Annotated in this window: 26 protein-coding genes; 11 read left to right on the top strand and 15 right to left on the bottom strand. The window is 67.9% G+C overall.

The genetic code is table 11. The annotated features are described in order from the left end of the window. Positions 1-6: 6 nt before the first annotated feature. A complete protein-coding gene (fdxA, locus tag AC5Y6Y_RS20310; protein WP_463826740.1) occupies positions 7-330 on the bottom strand; it encodes a ferredoxin in 324 nt (107 codons plus the stop codon). Between the two features lie 307 nt (positions 331-637). Here fdxA and AC5Y6Y_RS20305 point away from each other — a divergent pair, with 307 nt between their 5' ends. Both AC5Y6Y_RS20305 and AC5Y6Y_RS20300 read left to right on the top strand, forming a co-directional pair. Further along, positions 638-2659, top strand: a complete 2022-nt coding sequence (locus AC5Y6Y_RS20305; protein WP_499930177.1) for a 2,4-dienoyl-CoA reductase FMN-binding domain-containing protein — start codon at positions 638-640, stop codon at positions 2657-2659. A gap of 237 nt (positions 2660-2896) precedes the next feature. Next, positions 2897-3226 carry a hemophore-related protein gene (locus tag AC5Y6Y_RS20300; protein WP_463826742.1) on the top strand — a complete coding sequence of 110 codons (330 nt, stop codon included), beginning with the start codon at positions 2897-2899 and terminating at the stop codon, positions 3224-3226. Positions 3227-3298: 72 nt separating this feature from the next. Here the strand turns inward: AC5Y6Y_RS20300 and AC5Y6Y_RS20295 are convergent, their stop codons facing one another. Next, positions 3299-5875 (bottom strand): bifunctional FO biosynthesis protein CofGH, encoded by a 2577-nt coding sequence (locus AC5Y6Y_RS20295; protein WP_499930201.1) that lies wholly within the window; start codon positions 5873-5875, stop codon positions 3299-3301. A gap of 240 nt (positions 5876-6115) precedes the next feature. On the opposite strand from AC5Y6Y_RS20295, the gene AC5Y6Y_RS20290 reads away from it, so the two are divergent. Beyond that, positions 6116-6976 carry a PE family protein gene (locus AC5Y6Y_RS20290; protein WP_463826743.1) on the top strand — a complete coding sequence of 287 codons (861 nt, stop codon included), beginning with the start codon at positions 6116-6118 and terminating at the stop codon, positions 6974-6976. Positions 6977-6985: 9 nt separating this feature from the next. On the opposite strand, the gene AC5Y6Y_RS20285 is transcribed toward AC5Y6Y_RS20290, so the two are convergent. Continuing rightward, a complete protein-coding gene (locus tag AC5Y6Y_RS20285; RefSeq protein ID WP_499930176.1) occupies positions 6986-7441 on the bottom strand; it encodes a hypothetical protein in 456 nt (151 codons plus the stop codon). A 102-nt stretch (positions 7442-7543) separates the two neighbouring features. Further along, complete coding sequence (gene mshB, locus AC5Y6Y_RS20280; RefSeq protein WP_499930175.1) at positions 7544-8449, bottom strand: N-acetyl-1-D-myo-inositol-2-amino-2-deoxy-alpha-D-glucopyranoside deacetylase; 906 nt, start codon at positions 8447-8449, stop codon at positions 7544-7546. 508 nt (positions 8450-8957) lie between these two features. Between mshB and AC5Y6Y_RS20275 the strand changes: the two genes are divergently transcribed. Next, a complete protein-coding gene (locus AC5Y6Y_RS20275; RefSeq protein WP_463826746.1) occupies positions 8958-9563 on the top strand; it encodes a TetR/AcrR family transcriptional regulator in 606 nt (201 codons plus the stop codon). Here the strand turns inward: AC5Y6Y_RS20275 and AC5Y6Y_RS20270 are convergent. The 5 genes from AC5Y6Y_RS20270 to AC5Y6Y_RS20250 all read right to left on the bottom strand — a co-directional run bounded on the left by AC5Y6Y_RS20270 (position 9560) and on the right by AC5Y6Y_RS20250 (position 17621). Then, the gene (locus AC5Y6Y_RS20270; protein ID WP_499930174.1) at positions 9560-10645 is read right to left on the bottom strand and encodes a PE family protein; all 1086 of its coding nucleotides are present in this window, start codon (positions 10643-10645) and stop codon (positions 9560-9562) included. The two genes, AC5Y6Y_RS20275 and AC5Y6Y_RS20270, sit on opposite strands and share 4 nt — an antisense overlap. 152 nt (positions 10646-10797) lie before the next feature. Beyond that, positions 10798-13080, bottom strand: a complete 2283-nt coding sequence (locus tag AC5Y6Y_RS20265) for a PE family protein (protein ID WP_499930173.1) — start codon at positions 13078-13080, stop codon at positions 10798-10800. Between the two features lie 205 nt (positions 13081-13285). Continuing rightward, on the bottom strand, positions 13286-15166 hold the full coding sequence (locus AC5Y6Y_RS20260; RefSeq protein ID WP_499930200.1) for an ABC transporter family substrate-binding protein: 1881 nt from the start codon (positions 15164-15166) through the stop codon (positions 13286-13288). A gap of 29 nt (positions 15167-15195) precedes the next feature. Next, the gene (gene typA, locus AC5Y6Y_RS20255) at positions 15196-17085 is read right to left on the bottom strand and encodes a translational GTPase TypA (RefSeq protein ID WP_499930172.1); all 1890 of its coding nucleotides are present in this window, start codon (positions 17083-17085) and stop codon (positions 15196-15198) included. Between the two features lie 152 nt (positions 17086-17237). Then, positions 17238-17621, bottom strand: coding sequence for a (deoxy)nucleoside triphosphate pyrophosphohydrolase (locus AC5Y6Y_RS20250; protein ID WP_463826750.1), 384 nt, complete (start codon positions 17619-17621; stop codon positions 17238-17240). Positions 17622-17647: 26 nt separating this feature from the next. Between AC5Y6Y_RS20250 and AC5Y6Y_RS20245 the strand changes: the two genes are divergently transcribed. Further along, positions 17648-17932 carry a 4a-hydroxytetrahydrobiopterin dehydratase gene (locus AC5Y6Y_RS20245; protein WP_499926799.1) on the top strand — a complete coding sequence of 95 codons (285 nt, stop codon included), beginning with the start codon at positions 17648-17650 and terminating at the stop codon, positions 17930-17932. Position 17933: 1 nt separating this feature from the next. Here AC5Y6Y_RS20245 and AC5Y6Y_RS20240 read toward each other — a convergent pair whose 3' ends face one another. Beyond that, the gene (locus AC5Y6Y_RS20240) at positions 17934-19184 is read right to left on the bottom strand and encodes a mannosyltransferase (protein WP_499930199.1); all 1251 of its coding nucleotides are present in this window, start codon (positions 19182-19184) and stop codon (positions 17934-17936) included. 203 nt (positions 19185-19387) lie between these two features. Between AC5Y6Y_RS20240 and AC5Y6Y_RS20235 the strand changes: the two genes are divergently transcribed. Then, complete coding sequence (locus AC5Y6Y_RS20235; protein WP_463826752.1) at positions 19388-20134, top strand: hypothetical protein; 747 nt, start codon at positions 19388-19390, stop codon at positions 20132-20134. Positions 20135-20183: 49 nt separating this feature from the next. After that, positions 20184-21221 (top strand): Rv1157c family protein, encoded by a 1038-nt coding sequence (locus AC5Y6Y_RS20230; RefSeq protein WP_499930171.1) that lies wholly within the window; start codon positions 20184-20186, stop codon positions 21219-21221. Positions 21222-21260: 39 nt separating this feature from the next. Here AC5Y6Y_RS20230 and AC5Y6Y_RS20225 read toward each other — a convergent pair whose 3' ends face one another. The 4 genes from AC5Y6Y_RS20225 to AC5Y6Y_RS20210 form a co-directional block, all read right to left on the bottom strand. Further along, on the bottom strand, positions 21261-21407 hold the full coding sequence (locus AC5Y6Y_RS20225; RefSeq protein WP_063892814.1) for a hypothetical protein: 147 nt from the start codon (positions 21405-21407) through the stop codon (positions 21261-21263). After that, positions 21404-21997, bottom strand: coding sequence for an HhH-GPD-type base excision DNA repair protein (locus tag AC5Y6Y_RS20220; protein WP_499926794.1), 594 nt, complete (start codon positions 21995-21997; stop codon positions 21404-21406). The genes AC5Y6Y_RS20225 and AC5Y6Y_RS20220 overlap by 4 nt, the downstream gene beginning before the upstream one ends. Positions 21998-22113: 116 nt before the next feature. Beyond that, a complete protein-coding gene (locus tag AC5Y6Y_RS20215; RefSeq protein ID WP_463826755.1) occupies positions 22114-22287 on the bottom strand; it encodes a DUF5302 domain-containing protein in 174 nt (57 codons plus the stop codon). Between the two features lie 10 nt (positions 22288-22297). After that, entirely contained in the window at positions 22298-22741 is a 444-nt protein-coding gene (locus AC5Y6Y_RS20210; RefSeq protein ID WP_463826756.1) for a PPOX class F420-dependent oxidoreductase, read from the bottom strand. Positions 22742-22783: 42 nt separating this feature from the next. On the opposite strand from AC5Y6Y_RS20210, the gene AC5Y6Y_RS20205 reads away from it, so the two are divergent. Both AC5Y6Y_RS20205 and AC5Y6Y_RS20200 read left to right on the top strand, forming a co-directional pair. Next, the gene (locus AC5Y6Y_RS20205) at positions 22784-23299 is read left to right on the top strand and encodes a DUF1697 domain-containing protein (protein WP_463826757.1); all 516 of its coding nucleotides are present in this window, start codon (positions 22784-22786) and stop codon (positions 23297-23299) included. Next, a complete protein-coding gene (locus AC5Y6Y_RS20200; protein WP_499930170.1) occupies positions 23296-24135 on the top strand; it encodes a class I SAM-dependent methyltransferase in 840 nt (279 codons plus the stop codon). Before AC5Y6Y_RS20205 ends, AC5Y6Y_RS20200 begins: the two co-directional genes overlap by 4 nt. Here the strand turns inward: AC5Y6Y_RS20200 and AC5Y6Y_RS20195 are convergent. After that, a complete protein-coding gene (locus AC5Y6Y_RS20195; RefSeq protein ID WP_463826759.1) occupies positions 24113-24478 on the bottom strand; it encodes an Rv1152 family transcriptional regulator in 366 nt (121 codons plus the stop codon). The two genes, AC5Y6Y_RS20200 and AC5Y6Y_RS20195, sit on opposite strands and share 23 nt — an antisense overlap. 37 nt (positions 24479-24515) lie before the next feature. Here AC5Y6Y_RS20195 and AC5Y6Y_RS20190 point away from each other — a divergent pair, with 37 nt between their 5' ends. Continuing rightward, entirely contained in the window at positions 24516-25229 is a 714-nt protein-coding gene (locus AC5Y6Y_RS20190) for an NAD-dependent deacylase (protein ID WP_499930169.1), read from the top strand. Between the two features lie 180 nt (positions 25230-25409). Next, positions 25410-26267 (top strand): endonuclease domain-containing protein, encoded by an 858-nt coding sequence (locus AC5Y6Y_RS20185; protein WP_499930168.1) that lies wholly within the window; start codon positions 25410-25412, stop codon positions 26265-26267. Positions 26268-26276 lie beyond the last annotated feature (9 nt).

The following is a 26276-nucleotide window of genomic DNA, read 5'->3' as shown; positions in this document are numbered from 1 at the left end:
GCGCGTTCAGTCCTCGCCCTGCGGGGGCAGATCCTTGACCGCTTGCGGGTCGTTCTCGGTCAGGCCGACCTTGGCCGCACCGCCCGGCGATCCGAGCTCCTCGAAGAAGTCGGCGTTGATCTGCGTGTACTGCCCCCACTGTTCGGGCACGTCGTCTTCGTAGTAAATCGCCTCGACGGGGCAGACCGGTTCGCAGGCACCGCAGTCGACGCATTCATCGGGGTGGATATAGAGCATCCGGGCACCCTCGTAGATGCAGTCGACCGGGCACTCCTCAATGCACGCCTTGTCTTTGATGTCGGTGCAGGGCTGGGCAATCACGTAAGTCACGGACGTCTCCTCAACGTGTCCTCCATGAACATATGGGCTGCATTTCGCCTCACCCAAGGGGCTTCTAGGTGAGCGTTCGGTTACTGATACTAGACGTTGCACATACACCCGGCGAAAGGGCACGCCCGTAACTGTGTCCAGTCGGTGCCTCGGTGGTCTGTGACAATGGCCGGGTGACCGTTGGGCGAGTGCTGCGGTGGTTCAGGACCGCGCCGCGGCAGCCACGCCACCTGCCCGAAGGCGTCGCACCCCGGCGCTGCGTCCAGGTCGCGAAACTGATCCTCCCGGGTTCAGCGGGCGCCCGCCGATGACCCCGTATCCGCACTTGCTGTCCCCGCTGGACCTCGGTTGCACCACCCTGCGCAACCGGGTGGTGATGGGGTCGATGCACACCGGGTTGGAAGACCGAGCCCACCACATCGACCGGTTGGCCGCGTATTTCGCCGAACGCGCCCGCGGCGGCGTCGGATTGATCATCACCGGCGGTTACGCCCCCAACCGCACCGGGTGGCTGCTGCCGTTCGCCGCCGACCTGACCAGCTCGCGCCAGGCCCGACGGCATCGCCGGGTCACCGGCGCAGTGCACGACGAGGGCGGCAAGATCCTGCTGCAGATCTTGCACGCCGGACGCTATGCCTACCACCCGCTTTCGGCGAGCGCGTCGTCAATCAAGGCCCCCATCAACCCGTTTCGCCCACGCGCGCTCACCGGCCGCGGCGTGGAGTCGACCATCGCGGATTTCGTGCGGTGTGCGGAGCTGGCCCGCGAAGCCGGCTATGACGGTGTCGAAATCATGGGCAGCGAAGGCTATCTGGTCAACCAGTTCCTGGCCCCGCGCACCAATGAACGCACCGATTCCTGGGGCGGCTCGCCGGCCAACCGGCGCCGGTTCCCGGTCGAGATCGTGCGGCGCACCCGCGCCGCCGTCGGCGACGACTTCGTCATCTGCTACCGGATGTCGATGGCCGACTATGTCGAAGACGGCCAGAGCTGGGACGAAATCGTCGCGCTGGCAACCGGCGTCGAAGCCGCCGGCGCCACCATCATCAACTCCGGGTTCGGGTGGCACGAGGCGCGGGTGCCGACGATCGTCACCTCGGTGCCCAACAGCGCATTCGTGGACATCAGCAGCGCCCTGGCCGAACACGTGGGTATTCCGGTGGTTGCGTCCAATCGGATCAACATGCCGCAATCCGCCGAGCAGATCCTGGCCGACACCCAGGTTCAGCTGATTTCAATGGCGCGGCCGCTGCTGGCGGATCCGGAGTGGGTGCGCAAGGCAGCGGCCGACCGGCCCGCAGAGATCAACACCTGCATCGCCTGCAACCAGGCCTGTCTGGACCACGCGTTCGCCCACCAGACGGTGTCCTGCCTGCTCAATCCACGCGCCGGACACGAGACCACACTGGTGCTGGAGCCGGCCCGCCACACCCGCACCGTGGCCGTCGTCGGCGCCGGACCCGCCGGACTGGCCGCCGCGGTCGCCGCTGCCCAGCGCGGACACCGGGTGACGCTGTTCGACGCCAACGAGTTCATCGGCGGCCAGTTCGACCTGGCGCGGCGCATCCCGGGCAAGGAGGAGTTCAGCCACACCATCCGGTACTTCTCGACGATGCTGGCCAAGCTCGGCGTCGAGGTCCAGCTGAGCACCCGGGTGGGCGCCGCAGATCTCGTTGACCACGAGTCTGTCGTCCTGGCCACCGGCGTGACTCCCCGCGTGCCCGCCATCCCCGGCATCGACCATCCCAAGGTGCTGACCTACGCCGAGGCGATCACCGGCGTCAAAGCAGTGGGAAAGACGGTGGCCGTCATCGGCGCCGGCGGCATCGGCTTCGACGTCAGCGAACTGCTCACCACCGACCGGTCGCCGACGCTGAACCTCAAAGAGTGGCGGGCCGAATGGGGGGTGGCCGATCCGCAGGAAGCCCGGGGCGCCCTGACTACTCCCCTGCCCGCGCCGGCGGTCCGCCAGGTGTACCTGCTGCAGCGCACGAAGGGCCGGCAGGGTAAGCGGCTGGGCAAGACCACCGGCTGGGTGCGCCGCGCGTCGCTGCAGGCCAAGGGCGTGCAGCAACTCTCCGGAGTGAACTACGAGCGGATCAGCGACGACGGCCTGCACATCAGCTTCGGTGCGGACCGGCAGCGCCCGCAGGTGCTCGCGGTGGACCACGTGGTGCTGTGTGCCGGGCAGGAATCGGTGCGCGACCTGGCTGACGACCTGCGCAGCCGCGGCGTGGATCCGCACATCATCGGTGGTGCGGCGGTGGCGGCGGAGTTGGATGCCAAGCGAGCGATCAGACAGGGCACCGAGCTCGCGGCCAGGCTGTGAAAAACCTTTGAAGCCGGCTCATCGAGCACCCGTCATCCGGCAGTTTCGCCCTCGGCGAAACTTCCGCCAGTACGGCTCTGACCTGCGGATAGTTACGTTCGGCGGGACTATTGCGATAGAAACTTCGATAAGAGCAAGCCCAGCGAGCCTGGTAGCCTTGACCGAAGACGGCAACCGCTGGGCAGATGTCGTCGCCGTCGTGTCGGCGGTGCAATAGTTGGGGAAGGTGTCCGAAAAATGTTGTCGTTTACTAAAGCAGCTGTGGTTGCCGGGGGCTTGGCAGTGTCGCTGGGTCTTGGCGCAGGGGTCGCGTCGGCAGATCCGCTGGATGCGGCCGTCAACTCGACCTGTAACTACGGGCAGGTCATGGCCGCGCTGAACGCGCAGGACCCGGGTGCCGCCGCGCAGCTCACCGCGTCGCCGATGGCCATGGGCTGGCTGAACTCGTTCCTGGCCTCGCCGCCGGCCAAGCGTCGTTCGATGGCTCAGCAGATTCAGGCCATGCCGGGCGCCGCGCAGTACGTGGGACTCGTCGAGTCCGTCGCAGTCTCCTGCAACAACTACTGAGTAACCTCTGATCCGCGAGCGTAACGCTGCGGGGTCCCTCGAGGATTCCGCCGGCGTTACGCTCGCGGTCTTTTAGGCTGCCAGTGACGCATAGGTCGTCGTGCGCTGACGTGCGGGACGACCAATGCCCTCGGCTATCGCCACCAACTCAGCGACCGTTTTTGCCGAGCCGTGCTCAGAGCCGGCCATCCGGGAGATCGTCTCCTCCATCAGCGTGCCGCCCAGATCGTTGGCGCCGCCGTTGAGCATGGCCTGGGTGCGTTCGACCCCGAGCTTCACCCAACTGGTCTGAATATGCGAGATGCGACCGTGCAGCATGATCCGCGCCAAGGCGTGCACCGCGCGGTTGTCGCGGTGCGTGGGCCCGGGCCGCGCCGCCCCCGCCAAGTACAGCGGTGAGTTCTGGTGCACGAACGGTAGCGGCACGAATTCGGTGAAACCGCCGGTGCGGTCCTGAATCCCGCGCAGCACGTTGAGGTGGCCTATCCAGTGCTTGGGGCTGTCGACGTGCCCGTACATCATGGTCGACGACGACCGCAGACCCACCTCGTGCGCGGTCGTCACGATCTCGATCCACAACGACGTCGGCAGCTTGCCCTTGGTCAGCACCCAGCGCACCTCGTCGTCCAGGATCTCTGCCGCCGTGCCGGGAATCGTGTCCAACCCGGCCTCGCGCAGACTGATCAACCACTCGCGGATGCTGAGCCCGCTCTTGGTCACCCCGTTGGCGATTTCCATCGGCGAGAACGCGTGCACATGCATCGACGGCACCCGGGCTTTGACCGCGCGCACCAGATCGGCGTAACCGGTCACCGGCAACTCGGGGTCGATGCCGCCCTGCATGCAGATCTCGGTGGCGCCGGCGGCGTGCGCCTCCCACGCGCGGTCGGCCACCTCGTCCGCCGACAGCGAGTAGGCGTCGGCGTCACCCTTGCGCTGAGCGAAGGCACAGAACCGGCAGCCCGTGTAGCAGATATTGGTGAAATTGATGTTGCGGTTGACCACGAACGTCACGTCGTCCCCCACCACCTCCCGGCGCAACGAATCCGCCAGCGCGGCAACCGCTTCCAGCGCCGGACCGTCAGCTGTCGCCAATGCCAGGTACTCGGCGTCGGTGCACTCACCCGGAGCGCGCTCCGCCGAACGCAACGCCGCGAGCACGTCGGTGTCCAGGCGCTCTGGCGCTCTGGCGCCCTGCGCGGCCAGCTCGTGCACCCGGGACCGGATGGATTCCCAATCACCGAAAGCACTTTCGAGATCGCTACGGGTCTCGGTGTTACGTCCCTCGGTGTCGATCGCGGCGCCCAGGTCCACCCGGCCGGCCGAGGCCACCTCGTCGGGCTCCTGCCACGGCAGCCCCACCGGGGTGACGTCGCGGGCCAGGCCCGTCGTCGGATCGGCAAGCGCCGCAACGTGTTCGCGCACCCGCGGATCGATCCACGCCGCACCGGCCAGCACATATCTGGGTTGCGCGGTCAGTCGCTGCACCAGGTCATAGCCGGCCTGTTCGGTGACAGCGGCCAGGTCATCCAATGCGGGCCAGGGCCGTTCGGGGTTCACATGGTCAGGCGTCAGCGGCGAGACGCCACCCCAGTCGTCGACGCCGGCGGCCACCAGGGCCAGGCATTCCTCGCGCGACACCAGGTTCGGCGGCGCCTGGATACGCATGCCGGGCCCCAGCACCAGCCGGGCCACCGCCACCGTGGCCAGGTAGTCGTCGATGCCGGCGTCGGGAACCGCGGCCATCGCGGTGTGCTCCTTGGCCCGGAAGTTCTGCACGATCACCTCTTGGACGTGCCCGAACTCCTTGTGCGACTTACGGATCGCATGCAACGTGTCGGCTCGTTCGGCCAGCGTCTCGCCGATGCCCACCAGCAGACCCGTGGTGAACGGGATGGACAGGCGGCCGGCGTCGGTCAGGGCGCGCAACCGCACCGCGGGATCTTTATCCGGACTGCCGTAGTGCGCAAGTCCTCTGGTTTCGAACAACCGGCGCGATGTCGTCTCCAGCATCATGCCCATCGACGGCGCCACCGGCTTGAGCCGCGACATCTCCGACCAGGTCATGACGCCCGGATTCAGATGCGGCAACAGCCCGGTCTCCTCCAGCACCCGGATCGCCATCGCGCGCACGTACGACAGGGTGGCGTCGTAGCCGCGTTCGGTCAGCCACTGCCGCGCCTCGGGCCAGCGGTCCTCCGGGCGGTCCCCGAGGGTGAACAGCGCTTCCTTGCAGCCGAGCGCCGCGCCGCGCCGCGCCACGTCCAGAATCTCGTCGGGCTCCATGTACAAGCCCGCCCCCTGGGCGCGCAGCCGCCCCGGCACGGTGACGAACGTGCAGTAGTGGCAGTTGTCCCGGCACAGGTGGGTGACCGGAATGAAAACCTTGCGCGAATAGCTGATGGGCAACCGGCCGGACGGCCCGCGCCGGCCCGCCGACTCCAGGCCGGCGTCGCGAACCCGGGCCGCGCTCGCGCACAGGTCGGCGAGGTCGTCGCCACGAGCGGTCATCGCGACCGCCGCCTCGTCGACGTTCAGGGCGACGCCGTCCCGGGCGCGCCGCAGCACCCGACGCAACGCCGAGCTGCTGGCTCTGGGCGGGACTACAGGATTGGGCAGAGCCGTGGGCTCCGGAAGGTCCGGATTCAGGGGCACGTTGGTGTAACTTCCCCGCGCGACGATTTCATCCGCACGACTCTTTCTGCGGGAAACCTGAGCATCCCTGGCGCCATACGCGCAACAGTAGCCGCAGGCCGGCCGCTCGATTCGCCGGGTTGTTCGGCCAGATGGGACAATAGTTGTCACCGACAGCGATACGATCACAGGTGGGCACCGCGCGGAAGCAGCCCCGCAAGGTAGCCGCACCGAAATCGAGTAAAGGTGAATGGGATGTCGTCGTACATGCGCGCGGCGCCGGAGGCGCTCAAGGCGGCCGCGTCCAATATCGCCGGCATCGGCACCGAGATCAGCTCGGCCAACGCCGCCGCGGCGCTGCCCACCACCGGCGTGGTGGCCGCCGCCGCCGATCAGGTCTCGGCCCAGGTCGCCGCCCTGTTCTCCTCGCACGCGCAGGGATACCAGCAGCTCAGCGCTGAGGTGACGGCGTTTCACGAAAAGTTTGTGCAGGTGTTGGGAGCGGGGGCGAACGCCTACTCGAACGCCGAGTCCAGCGCGGCGCGGACCCTGCTGAACGCGGTGAACGCGCCGGCCCAGCAATTGTTGGGACAACCGCTCGCCGCGGTGGAAAGCCTGGCCGGCCAGGCCGCGACCCGGGTGCAGAGCGTGCTGTCCGCCATCCCGGGCGCCGGCGCCGCCAACCTGTTCGGCGCGCTGGGGTTGGCGCCGACCGGCGGTCTCGGCGCCCTGACCACCGGGCTGCTGGGACCTGCCGCGGCAGCGCCCGCTGCCGTCCTCCCGGTCTCGTGGGCCACCGCGATCGAGAACCTGTACCTGGAGGTCGAGCCGTGGGTGGCCTACGGTTTCGACCTGGCCTCCTACGCGGTGGGCTGGTTGCCGTGGATCGGCATCCTGGGGCCGCAGATCAACTTCTTCTATTACCTGTTCGAGCCGATAGTGCAGAGCGGGCTGTTCAACATCCTCGACTGGCTCAGCGGCACGGTCAGCTTCAGTCAGGGTCTGAGCAATTTCTGGTCGGCCACCACGTCGTCGATCAGCCAGTTCATCAACACCGAGATCAACTGGTTCTGGAGCTTCTTCCCGCCGCTGCCGCCGCTGCCGCCCTTCCCCTGATCCACGCTTTCAGTGGCGGCGCCGCCACAACACCCACACCGGGGGTGCCACCCCGAACACGATCAACAGCAGCGCCGCGTAGGCCATCACGCCCTGTCCGCCCAGGACGATGTCGCCACCCGGTCCGCCCAGACTCAGCACCGCAACCGTCAACAGCCAGGTCCACAGCGGCAAAGCGGCCAGCCGCGGCGACGTAGTCCACCGCGCCGCGGCCCACACCAGCGCACCGTTGAGCAGTCCGCTCAGTACAGCGCTCAGTGGGAATGGGACAGAGCCGATGTAAAAGGGCAGCAGGAGCGCCCCGGCCAGGGCTGACAACACACCGTCGACGGCCAGCAGCGCCAACACGACAAACCGGATCGCCGGATCCGTCGCGCCCACCTCTTCGATCGAGGTGGCGCGTGGCTTGGTATCGGTCAGGTTGGGACGCTGTCGATCTGCGAGACGATCGATCCCAGCACCCACTGCAGGCTGTCGAGGCGGTCCTGCCAGTGCTGCAAGTTGGGGTCCAGGTCGGGGTCCATGTGAGTTTCCTCCGGTAAGACTCTCAAGGCTGCCTTATAAAGCCTACGTGCCCGGGCCGTTGAAGCCCAGCCCGGCCAGCAGATCCGTCTCCCAACCGCGCTCGTCGCGGCCACCCGCCGCGCCGTCAATAAGGATGTAGTGTTCGGCTGCCATGATGGGCAGCGCCAGGTTGTTCGACAGTGCACAGGCCCGGCCGGTGGGGCCCACCGTCACCTGCGTGGCATGAGCGGTGAGCGCGGCGGCCTTGGCGGCCTGCGCGTCCGCGTCGGCCTCGACGACGGCGGTGACGCTCTCGTCGGGGAAACCGAACGGAGTGTCCAGCGGCGGCAGCACCCAGTCGGGGCGCAGATCGTCAGGGACCAGCGAGCGCAGTTCAGCCGCCACCGCCGCACGCGCCAGCACGGTCCAGTAGAACTTCGGCACGCTCCACGGGTCACCGGACCCGTCCGGCTTGCCGGCCTGGGCCACGGCGGCGGTACACACCGCGTGGGTACGAATGTGGTCGGGGTGTCCGTACCCGCCGTCGGGGTCGTAGGTGACGACGACGTGTGGTCGCAGCTCGCGGATCAAGGCGACCAGCTCACCTACTGCCTCCACTTCGTCGGCGTCGACGAACCGTGGGACGGTGCGGTGGCCACCGCGCGGCTCGGTGCCGGCCATGCCCGAATCGCGCCAACGTCCGGCGCCACCCAGGTAGATGGGGTCGCCGACGCCCAACGCGGCCAGGGCTTGCCGTAGTTCGCCGATGCGGTAGCCGCCGAGCTGGTCCGCGCGGTCGGCGGCCAGTTGCGCCCAGCGGTCGCCGATGACCTCGCCCTCTTCACCGAGGGTGCACGTGACGACGTGGACCTGCGCACCGCGGGCGGTGTAGTGCGCAATGGTCGCGCCGTTGCTGAGGCTCTCGTCGTCGGGATGCGCATGCACGAACAGCAGCCGCGGCTTGGACATGGACGAACCCTACCGCCGTCGGGGAAATCGCCCCGCTGCCGCCGAGAGCCCACCCGGCTGCGGCCCCGCTGCCGCCGAACGTCAGGCAGCTGCGGCCCCTCTGCCGCCGAACGTCACGCGAGCGTGACGCTGGACGCCGAACGTCACGCCAGCGTGACGCTGGACGCCGGCGCCCACCCAGCTGCGGCCCCGCTGCCGCCGAACGTCACGCCAGCGTGACACTGGACGCCGAACGTCACCCCAGCGTGACGCTGGACGCTGGCGCCCACCCAGCTGCGGCCCCGCTGCCGCCGAACGTCACGCCAGCGTGACGCTGGACGCCGAACGTCACGCCAGCGTGACGCTGGACACTGGCGCCCACCCAGCTGCGGCCCCGCTGCCGCCGAACGTCACGCCAGCGTGACGCTGGACGCCGAACGTCACGCCAGCGTGACACTGGACGCCGGCGCCCACCCAGCTGCGGCCCCCGTAAACGACCAGTAGGAACGCCAACGGCTACTATCGTCAGATGTCGCAGGTGAGCCACACTGTCGGCCGGAGCCGCCGGCGCGGCGAAGTACTCGAGCGTGCGCTCTACGCCGCGACGGTGGCCGAACTGGCCGCTGTCGGATACGGCGGCCTGACGATGGAGGGCATAGCTGCGCGGGCCCACACCGGCAAGGCGGCGCTGTACCGGCGCTGGACCAGCAAGCACGACCTGGTGCAGGCCGCGCTGATCCACACCGTGCCGCCACTGCCCGAGCCGAGACCCGGGCAGTCGGCCCGGGAGAACCTGCTGACGGTCTGCACGGCGCACAGCGACGTGCTGGCCGGCAAGACCGACTTTCCCGGCCTGCAGATCATCAGCCAGCTCATCCACGAACCCGAGTTGCGCGCGATCTTCGCCGACGCCGTGGTGGCGCCCCGCATGAAGATCATCGAGTCGATCTTGCAGACCGCGGTCCGCGACGGCGAACTGGATCCCGCCACCCTGACCCCGTTGACCGTGCGGATCGGCCCCGCCTTGATCAACCATCACTTCATGCTGACCGCCACGCCACCAACGCGGCGCGAGTTGGCGCTGATCGTGGATACCGTGATACCGCCCAAACCCGTTGCAGCGCAGGCGGATTAGGCGCTGAACGGCTCGGTGACCAGCCCGACGAAGTTGAGGCCGGCCGCCAGACCCTGACCGAAAGCTCCTGCAACGCCGCCGATTTGGCCGCCGTTGTAGGACTGCGCCCCGGTACCCTGCAACAGGGTGGACGTGAAGTTCGCCGGCTCCTCGACACCGAAGAACAGGTTCACCGCCTGCTCACCGGTACCCAGCAATAGGTTCCCGGCGTTGAAGCTACGGTTGAGCACCCCGTTGAAGGCGCTGTCGGTGCCGAAGAGTTGCTGCTCGAACGCCACCTGGTTGGCCACCAGCGCCTGGTTGAAAGCGATCTCGTTGGCCAACAGGTTCGAGGTGAACCCGATGTGCGACGCCTCCAACTGTCCGAACGGGATCGACGGGATCCCCGCTATGGCCACCGTGGGCGCCAGACCCAGCACATTGGCCGGGACCGCCAAGCCTTGATAAATGGCGCCGGCCAAACCGCCGACCTGCCCACCATTGAATGGTTGTGCGCCGCTACCCAGCAGCAGGCTGGAGGTGAAACCGGCCGGCTCGGGTGCACCGAAGAACAGGTTCACCGCCTGCTCTCCAGTACCCACCAACAGGTTGCCGACGTTGAAGCTGCGGTTCAGCACTCCGTTGAGTGCGCTGTCGGTGCCGAAGATCTGGCGCTCCAGCGCTACCTCGCTGGTCACCAGCGCTTTGTTGAACGCCAGCTCGTTGGCCACCAGGTTGGTGTTGAAACCGATGTGCAACTGCTCCAGCTGCTGCAGCGGCCCCGCGGCCGCGGCATTCGCGGCCGCCTGCAGCGGAGTGGCGTTGGCCGCCTCCGCACCGGCGTAGGCATTCGCGCCGGCCCGCAACACCTGCACAAACTGGTCGTGGAACTGCGTGGCCTGGGCACTGAGTTGCTGGAACGCCCGCCCGTGCGAATCGAACAATCCCGCGATCGCCGCTGAAATCTCGTCGGCGCCGGCGGGTAGCACCCCCGTCGTCGCCCCCGCGACCGCCGAACTGGCCGCCCCGACCGCCGAACCGATACCGGCTAGATCGGTGGCCGCAGCCGCCACGAATTCCGGCACCGCCGCTACAAATGACATCGCACACCCCCGTTAGCGCCACTGCAGCCTCCCCGACTGCACATGTGGCTATCGACAATGAGCGAATGCTAGCGATATCCATGGCGCCGCACCGGGGTTTTCTCTGAATTGCATTGGAAAATCCGGTGCAGCCCGCTGAGCAGCTGAGATCGCTACGTGCCGACCGAACCACCGACGCTCACGCCGCCCGACAGGGCGGTGGACAGCTGGGTGAGCAACGCTGGCAATCCGCCGGTGAGCGTCAACTGAATCGGGAAGCCGAGCAGGCTGAGCAGCGCCGCGTCGAACAACCACTTCTGTTCGAAGGCGCCGAGCAGGCCGCCGGTCTCCAACCCGCCGAAGACGTCGGCCTCGCCACCGAGTTGCAGGTCGCCGACGAATCCGCCGCCAACCGGCGCGCCGAGCAGCACATTGATGGTCTGCTGCCCCGCCCCGATCGTGAAGTTGATCATGTTCCCGAAGTTGTTCAGCGCGCCGTTCAGCGGACTGGCGGTGCCGAACAGGCCGACCTGCAACGCGATCTGGTTGGCCACCAGGTTCTGATTGAACTCCAGCTGGCTGGTGAGCAGGTTGGTGGCCAGGTCTGCCCGGAAGGCGCCGAACTGCTGCACCAGCGACGCATCGCCGCCCAGGGCCGCGTTGAGCAGCAACAGCTGGTCCACGATCCCGGTCAGGCCGCCGGTCGGGGTGATGCCCGGTACCGCGCCGCCGATGAGCAGGCTGCCAATGAAGTCGTAAGGCATCTCCGCACCCAGCAGCACGTTGACGGTTTGTTCTCCGGTGCCCAGCACCAGGTTGAACGCGTTGAAGCCGTTGCTGATGGCGCCGTTGAAGGCGAACTCGCTGCCGAACAGGGCCCGCTGCAAAGCGATTTCGCCGGAGACCAGGGCCTGGTTGAACGCCAGCTGCCCGTTGACAAAGCTGGCCAGCAAGCCGGTCTGGATCAGACCCGCCTGCGTCAGAGCCAAACTCGGCGCGCCAGCCGCGAGGTTCACCAGCGCGGCCACGCCGGAAAAGTCGCCGTTGACCGCCCCGGTGAAGGCAGCGTTGACCTGGGCGCCCAGCCCCGACAGCGCACCGTTGAAGTTGGCCGTCAACGCCGGCAGATCCAGCCCGAACGAGCCCACCAGGGCGGGCAGGCCGACATTGAAGCCACCGCCCAGGCCGGCCAGTGCGGCATTGAAATCGCCGACCAGCCTGGCTCCGGTCTGGCTCAGCACAGACAGATCCGGCAATCCGAGGTTTCCGGACAACGCCCCGGTCAGGGCGGCGTTCAGTTGCGCGTTCAGACCCGAGAGCCCGGCGTTGAGGCTGGCCGCCAGGCCGGTGAGATTGAACGGGAATCCACCCGGCAGGGCGGGAAGTACCAAACCGAAGTTCAGCGCCGGCAGCCCGGCGATGAAGTCGCTGAACAATGCGGCGCCGGTCTGCGTCAGGGCCGAGAAGTCGGGCAGGCCGACACCGAAGTTGCCCGACAGGGCTGCGTTCAGCGCCGCGTTGAACCCGGCACCCAACCCGGAGAGCTGTCCGCTGACGTTCGCCGCCAGGGCAGGCAGGTTCACCCCGAAGCTGCCTGCCAGCGCCGAAAAGTCAGGCAGCCCCCCGGCAAACGCCCCGGTGAGCGCCGTACCCAACTGGGCGCCCAACGAGCTGCCGGTCTGAATCAGACCGTTCAGACCCGCGATCCCCGAATTCAATTGCGCGATCACCGAATTGCCCGTCTGCACCAGTGCGGAAAGGTCCGGCAGACCCGCGCTGAGGTTCCCCGAGAGGGCGGCATTGAGTTGAGCGCCGAGGGCGGACAGGTTGCCGCCGAAGGCACCCGACAACCCGCCGAATCCGACGTTTCCGGTGCCGTTGACCGCCAGGCTGGCGTTGAAGTTAGCCGGAACCTGCGCTCCCACAAGAAGATTCAGGCCTTGCTGGCCCGCCCCCACAACGGAGTTGAATGCGTTGAAGCCGGCGTTGACCGCTCCGCCCAGTGCGTTGTCGGTACCGAAAATCAGTTGCTGTAAACCGAGCTCGGCGCCCACCAACGATTGGTTGAACCCGATTTCGGCGTTGACCAGGTTGGTGGTGAAAGCGGCGTGCGCCTGAGCGAACACGTCCAGCGGCGCGGCCGGCGCGGCTAACAGACCGGTCAGCGCCTGCGCGGCGCCGGCTTCGGCTGTCGCGTATGCGCTCGCCCCCGCGGCCACCGTCTGGACGAACCGCCCGTAGGACTGGGCCACTTGTGCGCTGAGCTCCTGGTAGCCCACCGCATTCTGGGAGAAGAGCGCCGCTATCGCCACCGATATCTCATCCTCGGCGGCGGACAGCAGCGCGGTGGTTGATCCCGCCGCGGCTGTATTGGCGGCGCCCAGCGCCGAGCCAATTCCTTCCAACTGCGACGCGAACGAGGCAACTATTTGTGGCTCGACAAAGACAGATGACATGGTGACCCCTCACCTAGCAAGACGCTGGTTGACCCCAACTCGCCATGTTGCCCCCGACGGCACCCGGGCGAACGTATCGCGGGTGTTGACCGCTCGAGCGAAATCCAAACCATATTTTTCGTAACAATTTGGCACGAGCGCAATTAGCCGCCCAAAGCCCCGGCCAGAGGGCCGTGTGGAGGTTGATTTTCGCTGGTGAGGGTCGTCAGGGGCCGGTCTTCACCCACTGGCCGGCGTCCCCGACGATGCCCACCGGGACCGCTCCGGTCAGGCTGACGTTCTGCACGCTCGGTCCCGCCCCGACGATCGTGGTGTCCTGCAGGATCGGCAGCACCGTCGACATGTTCCACAGCCGAGGTTCGACGGCGGTGATCACGTCGTTGATGTTCTTGCTGCCGTTGAGGGCGGCGTCGATGTTGGACTCGAGGCTCGGATCGCAGGTTCCGGTGAGGTTGGACGGCGCCTTGACCAGCGCTCCCGGCTCCGGTGGGCGGCTGGAGGTCGTCGGCACCGGGGTCGTGGCCGGTCCGGCCGACGGGCTGGATGTCGTCGAGCCGGCCGGGCTGGTCGTCGACGCGATCGGCGGTGAGACCTGGGTCGCCTGCAGCGCGGCACAGCCGAACCGGGAGGCCAGCGACGCGGCGAGGTTTCCGCCGGCCTGATGCCAGCCGACCAGCGCGTCCACCTGGTGGTTGGTCAGGGCTTCGCGGTACAGCGTCACCGGATCCAGCGCCAGCACGCTGGCGGCGATGCCGACATTGCGCAGCTGGTCGGCAGCGGTGTTCGCGACTGCCACTGAGGTCGGGTCGTTGACCGCCACCCCGATCACCAGCGACAACTGCTTGCCGTCCCTGCTGATCCGGCCGTGAATGCCCTCCGATGGTCCGGTACTCACCGTAGCGCTGGGCGGCGTAGCGGATGCGGTCGTGGTGTCGACCTGGAAACCGGCGGCCTCCAACAGACCCAGCGCCGCGACCCTGCTCATCGCCGCGGGCGCCGTCGGGACATAGCCCGGGTCACTGGGCGAACGGATCAGAGCCTGGTCCAGGGTGACGGTGTTGTCACTGCCGGCCCCCACCGCCGCGAGCAGGTCGACGCCCAGCAGCCCCAGCACTGCTCTGCGGACCTGCACGTCGGCCAGCTTCGGTTCGTTCGCGCGCAGCGTCAGCTGCATGACGCGCGGTGTCACAATGCGCGCGGTCCGCACGTCGGGAATCGCCGACAGCTGGGCGAACGCAGCCGAACCACCGTGTACCTGGGCCACCTGGGTATCGCCGTTGCGCACCGAATCGGCCAGCGCGGCCGGCGCCCCGGCGCGGCGGAACTGGATCAAGGCGGGCTTGGCGGGGGCACCCCAGTACCGGTCGTTGCGCGCAATCAGGATCTCGTCGCGCTGCGGGTCGATGTTCTCCACCCGGAACTGGCCGCCCGTCACCGGCAGCGCACGGGCCAGCCCGGAGGCAAACCCGCCCGGCACGTCCTTGACGATGTGCGCCGGCAGCAGGTTGTTGAACAACTCCCGCCACGCCGGGTAGGGCTGGGCGAAGGTGACGACGGCCTGCTTACCGCCCTCGAGCGACTGCACCGACGTGATCAGGTCATACCCGGCCGGGTCGACCACTCCGGGCTGGCTGACCATTTGGCGCCACAGGTACCAGAAGTCGTCCGCGGCGATCGGCGCATTGTCGGTCCATTGCGCCTCGGGACGGATCTTGTAGGAGACGGTGAACGGGTTTTCGCTGGTCACTTCGGCGGACACCAGCAGGGTTGGATCCATTTCCCAGCGCGATCCCGTTGCGGCATTCGGGTCGGGCACCGGCCGGAAGGCGCTGGGCAGCACCAGCGCGCTGATCGCGGCGTTCACCGGGGACAGATCTGAGAGCAGATGCGGATTGAACCCGGCGCCGATCGAGTCGATGCCCATGATGATCTGGGTCGGGTGCTGCGGAGGGGGCGGCGTGTTGCGTGGGGTATCGGTGCTCTGCGGCGCCGGCGGCGGACTCACCGTGCAACCTGAGAGCACCAGACCGATCGCGGCCACCAGCACGCCGAGCACCACCAGGACGTAGCGGGCTCGGTGCAGCACGCCCCACAGCGTATCGAGCAGCACCCGGTTTAACCCCGAGCCTTCGCGCGCGACCGCGAGCGGGCCCGGGATGTCGCATCCAGTTCTACTTTGCGGACCCGGACGATTTCCGGGGTCACCTCGACGCATTCGTCGGCCGCACAGAATTCCATGGCCTGTTCCAGGTCGAGTTCCAGCGGCCTGGCCAGGGTCTCCATCACGTCGGCGGTCGAGGAACGCATGTTCGTCAACTTCTTCTCGCGGGTGACGTTGACGTCGAGATCCTCAGCGCGCGGATTGATCCCGACGACCATGCCTTCGTAGGTGTCCTGGCCCGGTTCGACGAAGAACTGGCCGCGGTCGGCGAGTTGCAGCATGGCGAACGGGGTGATGGTGCCGGTGCGGTCGGAGACCAGCGACCCGGTGTGCCGGGCGCGGATCTCGCCGGCCCACGGCCGGTACCCGTCGAACACGGCGTTGGCGATGCCGGTGCCGCGGGTCAGGGTCAGGAAGTCGGTGCGGAAGCCGATCAGACCCCGGCTGGGCACGATGAAGTCCATCCGGACCCAACCGGCGGCGTGGTTCTTCATCTCCTCCATCCGGCCTTTGCGCCCGGCCATCAGTTGGGTGATGGCGCCGACGAATTCTTCGGGACAGTCGATGGTCATCGCCTCGAACGGCTCGTGCAGCTTGCCGTCGATGGTGCGGGTCACTACCTGGGGCTTGCCGACGGTGAGCTCGAAACCCTCCCGGCGCATCTGCTCGACCAGCACCGCCAACGCCAGCTCACCGCGGCCCTGCACTTCCCAGGCGTCGGGCCGGCCGATGTCGACCACCCGGATGGAGACGTTGCCGACGAGTTCGGCGTCCAGGCGGTTGCGGACCATGCGGGCGGTCAGCTTGTGCCCGGAGACCTTGCCGGCCAGTGGCGAGGTGTTGGTGCCGATGGTGACCGAGATCGCCGGTTCGTCGACGGTGATGCGCGGCAACGCGTGCGCGTGGTCGGGGTCGGCCAGCGTGTCGCCGATCATGATCTCGGGCAGCCCGGCAACGGCGACGATGTCCCCGGCCACCGCCTCGCTGGTGGCGCTGCGCTCGACGCCCTCGGTGGCCAGCAGTTCGGTGATCTTCGCGTTGGTGATGACCGGCAGTCCGTCCACCTCGCGCATCCACGCCACCTGCTGGCCCTTGCGCAGCTTGCCGTTGTAGATGCGCACCAGCGCGAGCCGACCTAGGAAGGCTGACGCGTCCAGGTTGGTGACCAGGGCCTGCAGCGGCGCCTCGGGGTCACCGGTCGGAGCGGGGACGTGTTTCTCGAGGACTTCGAACAGCGGATCCAGGTTGGTGCCGTCCGGAACCTGTCCGTCCAGGGGTTGGGTGGTGCTGACGACCCCGGCCCGCCCCGATGCGTACAGCGTCGGCAAACCCAGCGCATGTTCGGCGGCGGCGGCGGCCTCGTCGTCGAGGTCGGTGGCGACATCGAGCAGCAGGTCGTGGCTGGCTTCGACCACTTCGGCGATGCGCGCGTCCGGCCGGTCGGTCTTGTTGACGACGAGGATCACCGGCAGATGCGCGGCCAGCGCCTTACGTAGCACGAACCGCGTCTGCGGCAGCGGCCCCTCGGACGCGTCGACCAGCAGCAACACCCCGTCCACCATGGACAGTCCGCGTTCCACCTCGCCGCCGAAGTCGGCGTGACCGGGGGTGTCGATGACATTGATTACGGTGACCGTCCCATTCGGACCGTGGCGGTGCACGGCAGTGTTCTTGGCCAGGATGGTGATGCCTTTTTCCTTCTCCAGGTCACCGCTGTCCATGATGCGTTCCTGGGTGTCGTCGCCGCGGTGGGTCAGGGCGCCGGACTGCCGCAGCATCGCATCGACCAGGGTGGTTTTGCCGTGGTCGACGTGAGCGACGATGGCGACGTTACGGAATGGCACGTCGGTGATTGTGGCAGCGGGGCTCGCGGATAGCGAACTGGGTGAGGCCTGGATGGGCTGATTGTCAGCCGATTCACTCTGCAGCCAAGGCGGAGAAGTGCGAGTTCAAGACGCCCCCAGCGCAAAATCAGCGCTGGGAAAGAGGTCGCGGTTCAGAGCGCGCGGGCCAAGTCGGCCAGCCAGGCGCGGTCGGCCGGCACCCAGTCGACGTCAGGCAACTCATCGGCGGTCACCCACCGCAGCGCCTGGTGGTCGTGGGCGCGCGGTTCGCCACCGAGCAGCCGGACCCGGTAGGCCCGCAGCGTCGTCGCCGCATTCACGGTGATGTCTTCGCCCAGGCGCTCGACGACCGCCACGTCGACCCCGAGTTCCTCACTCAACTCGCGCACCAGCGCATCGGGCTCGGTCTCGCCGGGTGCCACCTTGCCGCCGGGCAGTTCCCAGCGTCCCGCCAACTCCGGTGGTCGATTGCGCTGCGCCACCAGCAGAGTCGCGTCGCGGATCAGGGCTCCCGCTACGACGATCTGGTTTGGCATGGGCAGTGAGGGTATACCTACGAGCCATGGCTGTGTTATCCGACGAGCAAGTAGACGCCGCACTTCCCGACCTCAACGGCTGGGAGCGTGTCGACGGCACCATCCGGCGGGCCGTGAAGTTTCCGAAGTTCCTGGACGGTATCGACGCGGTACGCCGGGTGGGCGAGCACGCGGAAGCCAAGGACCATCACCCGGATATCGACATCCGTTGGACGACAGTCACTTTCGCCCTGGTGACGCACGCCGAGAACGGCATCACCCAGCACGACATCGACATGGCGCGCGATATCGACGGGATCGTCGGCGACTGACTCAGCGATCGCCCGGCTGCGCGGGTGCGGGCGCCTCGGTTGACGTGCGGCGCGTCCCGGCGATCCAGACCAGCGTCACCATCGCGGCCACCGGGTAGACCAGGCCCGCCCACGCCAGATACCACGGCCGGCTGATCACCCAGATCGTCGGCTGGGCGAAGCTCAGCAGCCAGGGCACGCCGATCGCGGTGAGTACCAGCCAGCCCCACCCGAGGATCTTCGCCCCCGGCCGTTCCCGCAGCGGCCCGTGGATCAGCCAGATCATCAGCGGAACCAGCCAGACCCAGTGGTGCGTCCAGGAAATCGGTGACAGCAGCAACCCGAATATCTCCACTACCAGCAACCTGCCCAGCTGGTCGGCGGCCGCCAACGCCCGCCACGCCAGGACCGCGACCAGGGCCGTCACCGCGATGGCGATCAGCACCAATGGCCCGTAACCCGCGTCGTAACCCAGGATCCGCGAGATGGCGCCGCGCCAGGACTGGTTGAACGACGTCGCGACCGGCCCGATCCGGTGCGCGTCGCCCAGCAGGTCGGTGAAGTAGTAGCGGGCCTGGTCGCCCACGATCAGTAGCGACACCCCGACCGTCGCCAGGAAAACGATCGCCGAGAACAGCGCCGCCGCCCACCGACGCGCACCCAGCAGGTACAACCCGGCCACCGCGGGAGTCAGCTTGACGGCGGCCGCAAGCCCGACCAGCAGGCCCGACCACCACCACCTGCTGGTGCACACCGCCCACAACACGGCAAGGACCAGGAAGACGTTGATCTGCCCGTAGTCGAAGTTGCTGCGCAGCGGCTCGATCCAGATGGCGGCCGCAGTCCACAGCATCGCCGCGCGCCGGTCTGCAGCCACCCCGAGCAACCGTTGGCTCAGCCGCACCACGCCATAGAGCGCCGCCACGGTCGCGGCCTGCCACAGGAAGGCCAGTACCCCAAACGGCAGGACATGCAGCGGGTAGAACACCACCGCAGCAAACGGTGGATAGGTGAAGGGCAGCGGAAAGTCGGGGGTCTGATCGGCGTAGACGTAGCTGTACAAGGTGCCGGGGTGGTTCAGAGCCGAGGCGCCTCCCACGTACACGTGCAGGTCGACGAAGTTCGCGCCGTGCGGGGCCAGGTACGTCCAGCCGAATCGCGCGCCGACGCTGAAGATCAGCGCCAGCGGTGCCAGCGAAGCGACCCATCGCCGGTTGGTGGGCATTGCCGCCGGGGCGGCCGAAGTGGTGTCTATCCGCCCGACTTTAGTCAGCGCACCATTCTGCGGGTGTGGCGCCGCGTTGCATCACGGCGGCGTAACGAATCCCAGGTGGCCGGTCACTGCTGCCACTCGTATCAGTAACGATCCCGTAAATGCCACACGTGTCACTTGAGTCACTTCTGTACCAGGCTAGCTTCGTCCACAGGGGCCTCCGGGGGCCTGCTGAAGCCAGTTGAAGACAACCAGGGAGAGTCATGCCATCCATTTGGACCTACGCACGGGCCGCCGCCGTTCTGGTCGGTTCGTCCGCCGCACTACTGACCGGCGGTATCGCCCACGCCGACCCCGCGCCGGCGCCGGCGCCGCCCAACATTCCTCAGCAGCTGATCGCTTCGGCCGCCAACGCCCCGCAGATTCTGCAGAACCTCGCCACCGCTCTGGGCGCCACCCCGCCGTTGGCGCCGGCGACGTCGCCGGCTCCGCAGGGTGTGCTGCGCGCACCGGACCCGGCGCCCGCCGCTCCGGGCGGGTTGAGCCTGCCCGCGGTGATCCCGGGTCAGGCCGCACCCGCACAGGCCGCACCCGCACCTGCCGCGCCCTCACCCGGGACGGTCCCGACGATTCCCGGGGTGAATGCACCGATCCCAGGGATCGGCGCTGCGCCTGCTCCCGTGGCACCTGCCCCGGCCAGTGTCCCGTCCATTCCGGGCGTCAACACGCCGCTGCCGTCCCTCGCCGCGCCGGCGGCTGCCGCCCCGGCCCCGGCCGCTGTGCCGGGCATCCCCGGTGTGACGTCGCCACTTCCGGGTTTGAGCGCTCCGGCGGCGGCTCCGGCTGCACCCGCGGCGTCGCTGCCCGGGCTGGCGTCGTCACTTCCTGGACTCGCTGGCGCGATTCCGGGTCTGAGCGGAGCGATTCCGGGGTTATCGGGCGCCGGGGCACCCGCCGCCGCCGCGCCCGCGGCAGCAGGTCCGCAGACCCTGCTTGCGGCGCTGCCCTGAATCCTGTCCGCCGACGGCTGACCAACTACTGAAAACCGGGAGAAACACCGTGGCAAGCACTTGGAGTCTGTCCAGAGGTTTGGCCGCAGTCGTCGTCATATCGGCTGCCGCGTTCGCACTCAGTCCGAGCGCGGCAGCCGACCCGGCGGCACCGCCGACCGACCCTGCCCAACAGCTACCTGGGCTGCCGGCGTTAACCCAGTTGAGTCCGATCATTCAGCAAGCAGCCAGCGACCCGACCCAAGCCACGCAACTGTTGATGGCCGCGGCGCAGGCGTTCACCCGCAACCCGGCGGCGCCCGCCGAGTCCAAGAACGTCGCGTCGTCGGTCCATCAGTTCGTGGCCGAACCGGCCGTGCCGGCGGCCAACCCCGCCGAGTCCGGTCCGGTGCCGCACGTCCCCGCGCCCGGGGTGGTGCCCGGCGTCCCGCAGCACCTGCCGGCCGGCGTCGATCCCGTCTACGCCGCGGGCCCGCCACCGGTGGGCGAGCCGGTCAATCCCCGTCCGGTGTCGCCACCGCTGCCCGGACCTGCGCCGGTCCGTGCCGAGGTCCCGGCACCGAGTGCACCAGCGGCCGCACCCGCACCCGTCGCCGCTCCGGCGGCCGCCGCGGCCACACCCGCACCCGCCCCTGCCCCGGCAGGCGCCCCCGCTCCCCCGCCGGGTTTCGGCCCGGACACCCCGCCCACCCAGGACTTCATGTACCCCTCGATCGGCACCAACTGCCTGGGTGAGGGCTCGAACGCCCTGGCCACGGCGCTGTCGGTGGCCGGTCCGGCCGCCATCCCGACGCCGGGCCCGGCGGCAGGCCAGACCGCCTACGTCTTCACCGCGGTCGGCACCCCGGGACCCGCCGAGGTGCAGCGGCTGCCGTTGAACGTCACCTGGATCAACCTGACCACCGGCAGGTCCGGCAGTGCCACGCTCAAGCCGCGCACCGACATCAACGGTGAGGGGCCGACGACGCTGACCGCGATCGTCGAGACCGGTTCGGGCAGCATCATGTCGACGATCTTCGGCCAGGTGACGACCAAAGACCGGCAGTGCCAGTTCATGCCCACCATCGGCACTACGGTCGTGCCCTAGCACGCAACCGCCTTCGCCAGGCGGCGCGGGGACCTGCAGCTAGTAGGCCATGAACAAGATCGCGTCGCGGTCGTAGTCCAGCCCCGGGTGCACGCTGGCCAGGTGAGCCTGGGTCAACTCCACCAGCTCGTCCTCGTCCTTGCCGACGATGGCTTCACCGCACGGACACGTAATGTGCGTCTTCACTTGGCCGCCTTTCCTGTTGCGTTCTCTTTGGCCGCAGCTTTCATCTGCTTCTTGTACGACCGCACCCGGCCGAGCGACTCGGCGTCGACGATGTCGGCGACCGACAGATGGCTGCCGGCCTTGCCGTACTCGCCCGCTGCAGCCCGCCAACCCGTCGGCGTCACGCCGTACTGCTTGCCGAGCAACGCCAGAAAGATCCGCGCCTTCTGCTCGCCGAAACCGGGCAGCGCCTTCAGGCGCTTCAACAGTTCCTTGCCGTCGGGGTCCCCGGCTTGCCACACCGCTGCCGCGTCACCGTCGTAGCGGTCCACGATGATCTGCGCCAACGTCTGGATCCGCTTTGCCATCGAACCCGGAAACCGGTGTATCGCAGGCTTTTCCGAGCACAGCGCGGCGAACTTGTCTGGGTCGTAGTCGGCGATCTCGGCGGCGTCGAGGCCACCCATCCGGTCGGCGATCTTCTTGGGTCCGGCGAAGGCGACCTCCAGCGGAATCTGCTGATCGAGCAACATGCCGACGAGCAACGCGAAGGGATTCTCGCTCAGCAGGCCGTCGGCGGCCGGCTCCTGGGCAAGCTGCAGCTTCGGCACGAGCTCAGTCTAGAACTGCACGGGCGCAACACCACAGGCTGACCGCGATCCGACGTCGACCCCGCCGTGAGTGCACCAGGACCATCTTGTCGGACAACAGCTTTCGCGGAGCCTGACTAGCCGCTCTTGCGGCGGAATTCCCGACGATTGCCGACGGCACCGTGCGCCCGTGCCTGCTTACCGCTGCCATCCTTGTGGTCAGATCCCCCCGCCGACTTCGCGGACTTGCGTTCCAAGGCTTCCCGAAACTTGCGCTTGGTCTCGTCCTCCGGGGATTGCGATTCAGCCATGCTCGGCAGCCTATCGCTTGCCGGGCGGCATCCCGTACACGTGCGAGATCGGCAACGTCAGCAGCACCCGCCGGTCGGTGACCATGGTTTCGCGGTATTCGTCCCAGTCCGGGTGTTCACCGGCGATGTTGCGGTACAAGCTGATCAACGCCTCGACCGTGGCGTCGTCGGGCGCGGCGGCCGGCGGGGTGAGTTCGGCGACGCCCTCTGCGACGGCGTAGGACCAGCCGTCGTCGGCGTCGACCAACAGCGAGGCGCGCGGGTCCCGGCGCAGGTTGCGCGTCTTGGCCCGCGGCTCGGTGACCGAGACCTGCAGCAGCAGCTGCCGCGGGTCGAAGTGGTACTGCACGTTGGACAGCTGGGGACGCCCGTCGCGTTTGATGGTGGCCAGCACCCCGATCGAATTGCAACTGATCACGGCAAGCAGCTTGTCGTCGAAGACTTGACGCCCCATGCCGAAAGCCTACGTCCGATACCGGCCTGGTGAAATTGAGCCATGACCAAGTACGCGGCATTCTTGCGGGGCGTCAACGTCGGCGGCGTCAATCTCAAGATGGCCGACGTGGCCGCGACCCTGACCGAAGCCGGGTTCGAGAACGTGCGAACCATCCTGGCCACCGGCAACATCCTGCTGGAGTCGTCGGCCGGGGTCGCCGCCGTGCGTGAGAAGGCTGAGGCCGCCCTGCGCGAGAGGTTCGGGTACGAGGCGTGGGTGCTCGCGTACGACATCGACACCGTGCGCGCCATCGACGAGGCGTACCCGTTCGAACGCGAGCGCGACGGGTACCAGTCCTACGTCACGTTCGTCAGCGACGCCGACATCCTCGACGAACTCGCCGACCTCGAGCCCGTCCCGAAGGAGCAGATCAGCCGCGGCGACGGCGTCATCTACTGGCAGGTGCCCAAAGGCAGCACCCTGGACAGCACCATCGGCGCGACCATGGGCCAGAAGCGCTACAAGTCGTCGACCACCAGCCGTAATCTGCGCACCCTGGGCAAGGTGCTCAGGTGAGCCAGCAGCCGCACCAGGTGACGCTCACCGGTGTCTCGGAAACGGCGCTGCTGACCCTGAACGCCAGAGCCGGCGAAGCGCGCCGCCCCGACGCCATCATCGAGGACCCGATGGCGGTGACCCTGGCGGATTCCATCGACTTCGACTTCGCCAAGTTCGGCCGCACCGGCCAGGACATCGCGCTGCGGGCGCGGGCCTTCGACAGAGCGGCCCAGGAGTATCTCAGTACCCACCCCTCGGCCACCGTGGTAGCGCTGGCCGAGGGTCTACAGACCAGCTTCTGGCGGCTGCAAGCCGCTCTGCCTGACAGTCAATTCCGTTGGCTCACGGTCGATTTGGCGCCGATCGTGGATATCCGACGGCAACTGCTGCCGGCGTCGCCGCGGGTGTCGGCGCTGGCTCAGTCGGCGTTGGACTACAGCTGGATGGACGCGGTGGACCCCACCGACGGGGTGTTCGTCACCGCTGAGGGGTTGCTGATGTATCTGCAACCCGAGCAGTCGATGGAACTGATCACCGAATGCGCCAAGCGGTTCCCCGGCGGTCAGCTGATCTTCGATGTGCCGCCGCGCTGGTTCAGCCTGTTCACCCGGGTGGGCCTGCGGACGTCGTTGCGCTACAAGGTTCCGGAGATGCCGTTCAGCCTGTCGGTGGCGCAGGCCGCCGACCTGGTCAACACGGTGCCGGGGGTGAGCGCGGTACATGAGGTGAAGCTGCCACCCGGGCGCGGCCGGGTGCTCAATGCCGCCATGTCGACGGTCTACCGGGTGGGCCTGTTGGACTCGTTGCGGCCCAACATCACTCTGCTGGAGTTCAGTCGTCCGGGACGTTCGTGAGGTAGCGCATCGCGTCGTTCTTGGTCAGCCCCAGGGCGTGGGCCACGTCGACGTACTCTTTGGCGGCGGCGGCCATCGCGGCGTCGGTCGGATCGAACCGGGAGATGAAAGTGCCGAACCGCCCGCGCGTTTCGACGACGGCCGCGGACTCGAGTTCGCGGTAGGCGCGGGCCACGGTGTTGGCCGCCACGCCGAGCTGGCCGGCCAGCTCGCGCACGGTCGGCAGCCGGGTGCCCGGCGGTAGCGAACCGGCCCTGACCCCGTCGATCACCTGGGTTCTGAGCTGGTCGAACAGGGGCTTGCCTGCCTTGACGTCGACCCTCAGCAAATCGCGCAGTTCCACAGTCCCAGTATTGCCCACGCGCAGCTATGTTTGTGGGATGCGAGTGGCGGTGCTGAGCGGCGCGGGCATTTCCGCGGAGAGCGGGGTGCCGACGTTCCGGGACGACAAGAACGGTTTGTGGGCCCGCTTCGATCCGTACGAATTGTCCAGCGTGCAGGGCTGGGAACGTAATCCCGAGCGGGTGTGGGGCTGGTATCTGTGGCGCCACTACCTGGTGGGTGGCGTCCAGCCCAACGACGGTCACCGGGCGATCGCGGAGTGGCAGAACCATGCCGACGTCACCGTCGTCACCCAGAACGTCGACGACCTGCACGAGCGCGCCGGTAGCGCCCGGGTGCACCACCTGCACGGCAGTCTCTTCGAATTTCGTTGTGCGCGTTGTGGTTCACGGTATGAGCAGCAGCTGCCGGTGATGACCGAAGCCGCGATCGAAGTGGAGCCGCCGGTGTGCCACTGCGGGGGGCTGATCCGGCCCGACATCGTCTGGTTCGGTGAGGCGCTGCCGCAGGGGCCGTGGCGGCACGCGGTGGAGGCGACCGAGAACGCCGACGTGGTGGTGGTCGTCGGCACCTCGTCCATCGTCTACCCGGCCGCCGGCTTGCCCGAGCTGGCCTTATCGCGCGGCACCCCGGTCATCGAGGTCAACCCCGAGCCCACACCGTTGAGCAGCAGCGCCACCCTGAGCCTGCGTGAGTCGGCGAGTACGGCGCTGCCCGGGCTGCTGGAACGCCTCCCGGCGCTGCTGAACTAGAGCCTGGGCGCGTCGAACCTGCACCGGAGGCGCCGACCCTGTACTCAGGCCGTCGGCTGGTCCGGGATAGCGCCCTCACTACAGGCTCGGCTGCGCACAGATCCAGGTTGGTGCACAGCAGCGCGTTCGCCGGGCTCATTCGGTCAGGCACCAGTCCTTCGAAGGCGTGATCCTGCCGTGATGACGAACTCGGAATCCTCCCCCTTCATCGGCAGCGAAGCGATAGCCTCCGGCCGGCTGCGGCGGTGTCAACTGCGGTCTCGGTATCGCGCGGTGCTGCCCGACGTCTACGTCGAGCGTGATGCAGTGTTGACGCTGCGGCAGCGTACCGAGGCGGCATGGTTGTGGTCGCTCCGCCGAGGCGTAGTGGCCGGGCTGAGTGCTGCAGCCTGGCACGGCTCGCGATGGGTGGACCAGCAATCGCCGATCGAATTGATCTGGCGAAACACCCGACCACCACGTGGTATCCGCACCTACGACGTGCGTCTTAGGCCCCAAGACCACTCGGTGGTTGCCGGGCTCGCTGTCACGACGCCGCGACGCACCGCATTCGACATCGGTCGACGCAAGCCACTCGGCACGGCGGTAGCTCAGCTGGATGCGCTGCTGCGGGCCACCGCCGTCACCGTCGAGGACGTTGACGCCATAGCGCAACAGCACCGCGGCGCCCGCGGACTGAGGCAACTGGAAGCGGCGATGCAGCTGGTGGATGCCGGTGCGCAATCGCCCCGAGAGACCGCGCTGCGGTTGTTGCTACTCCGGGCAGGCCTGCCCCGTCCCACTACCCAGATACCGGTGACCACCGACCGGGGGCAGCTGTACTACCTCGACATGGGTTGGCAGCACCTGATGGTCGCCGTTGAATACGACGGGGAACATCATCGCGTCGATCGTTGGCAGTACACCAGAGACAACCATCGCCGCGAAGCGTTGGAGCGGCTCGGCTGGATCGTCATTCGGGTGACAGTGACCGATAGTCCGAACCAGATCGTCGCGCGAGTGCGCGATGCGCTGAACTATCGGGCGGCGAGCCTGTAATGGTGACGC

Source organism: Mycobacterium sp. NGS24, from assembly GCF_059813065.1.
Note: the sequence above shows the minus strand (reverse complement) of the source record. Positions and strands in the feature narration are given on the sequence as shown.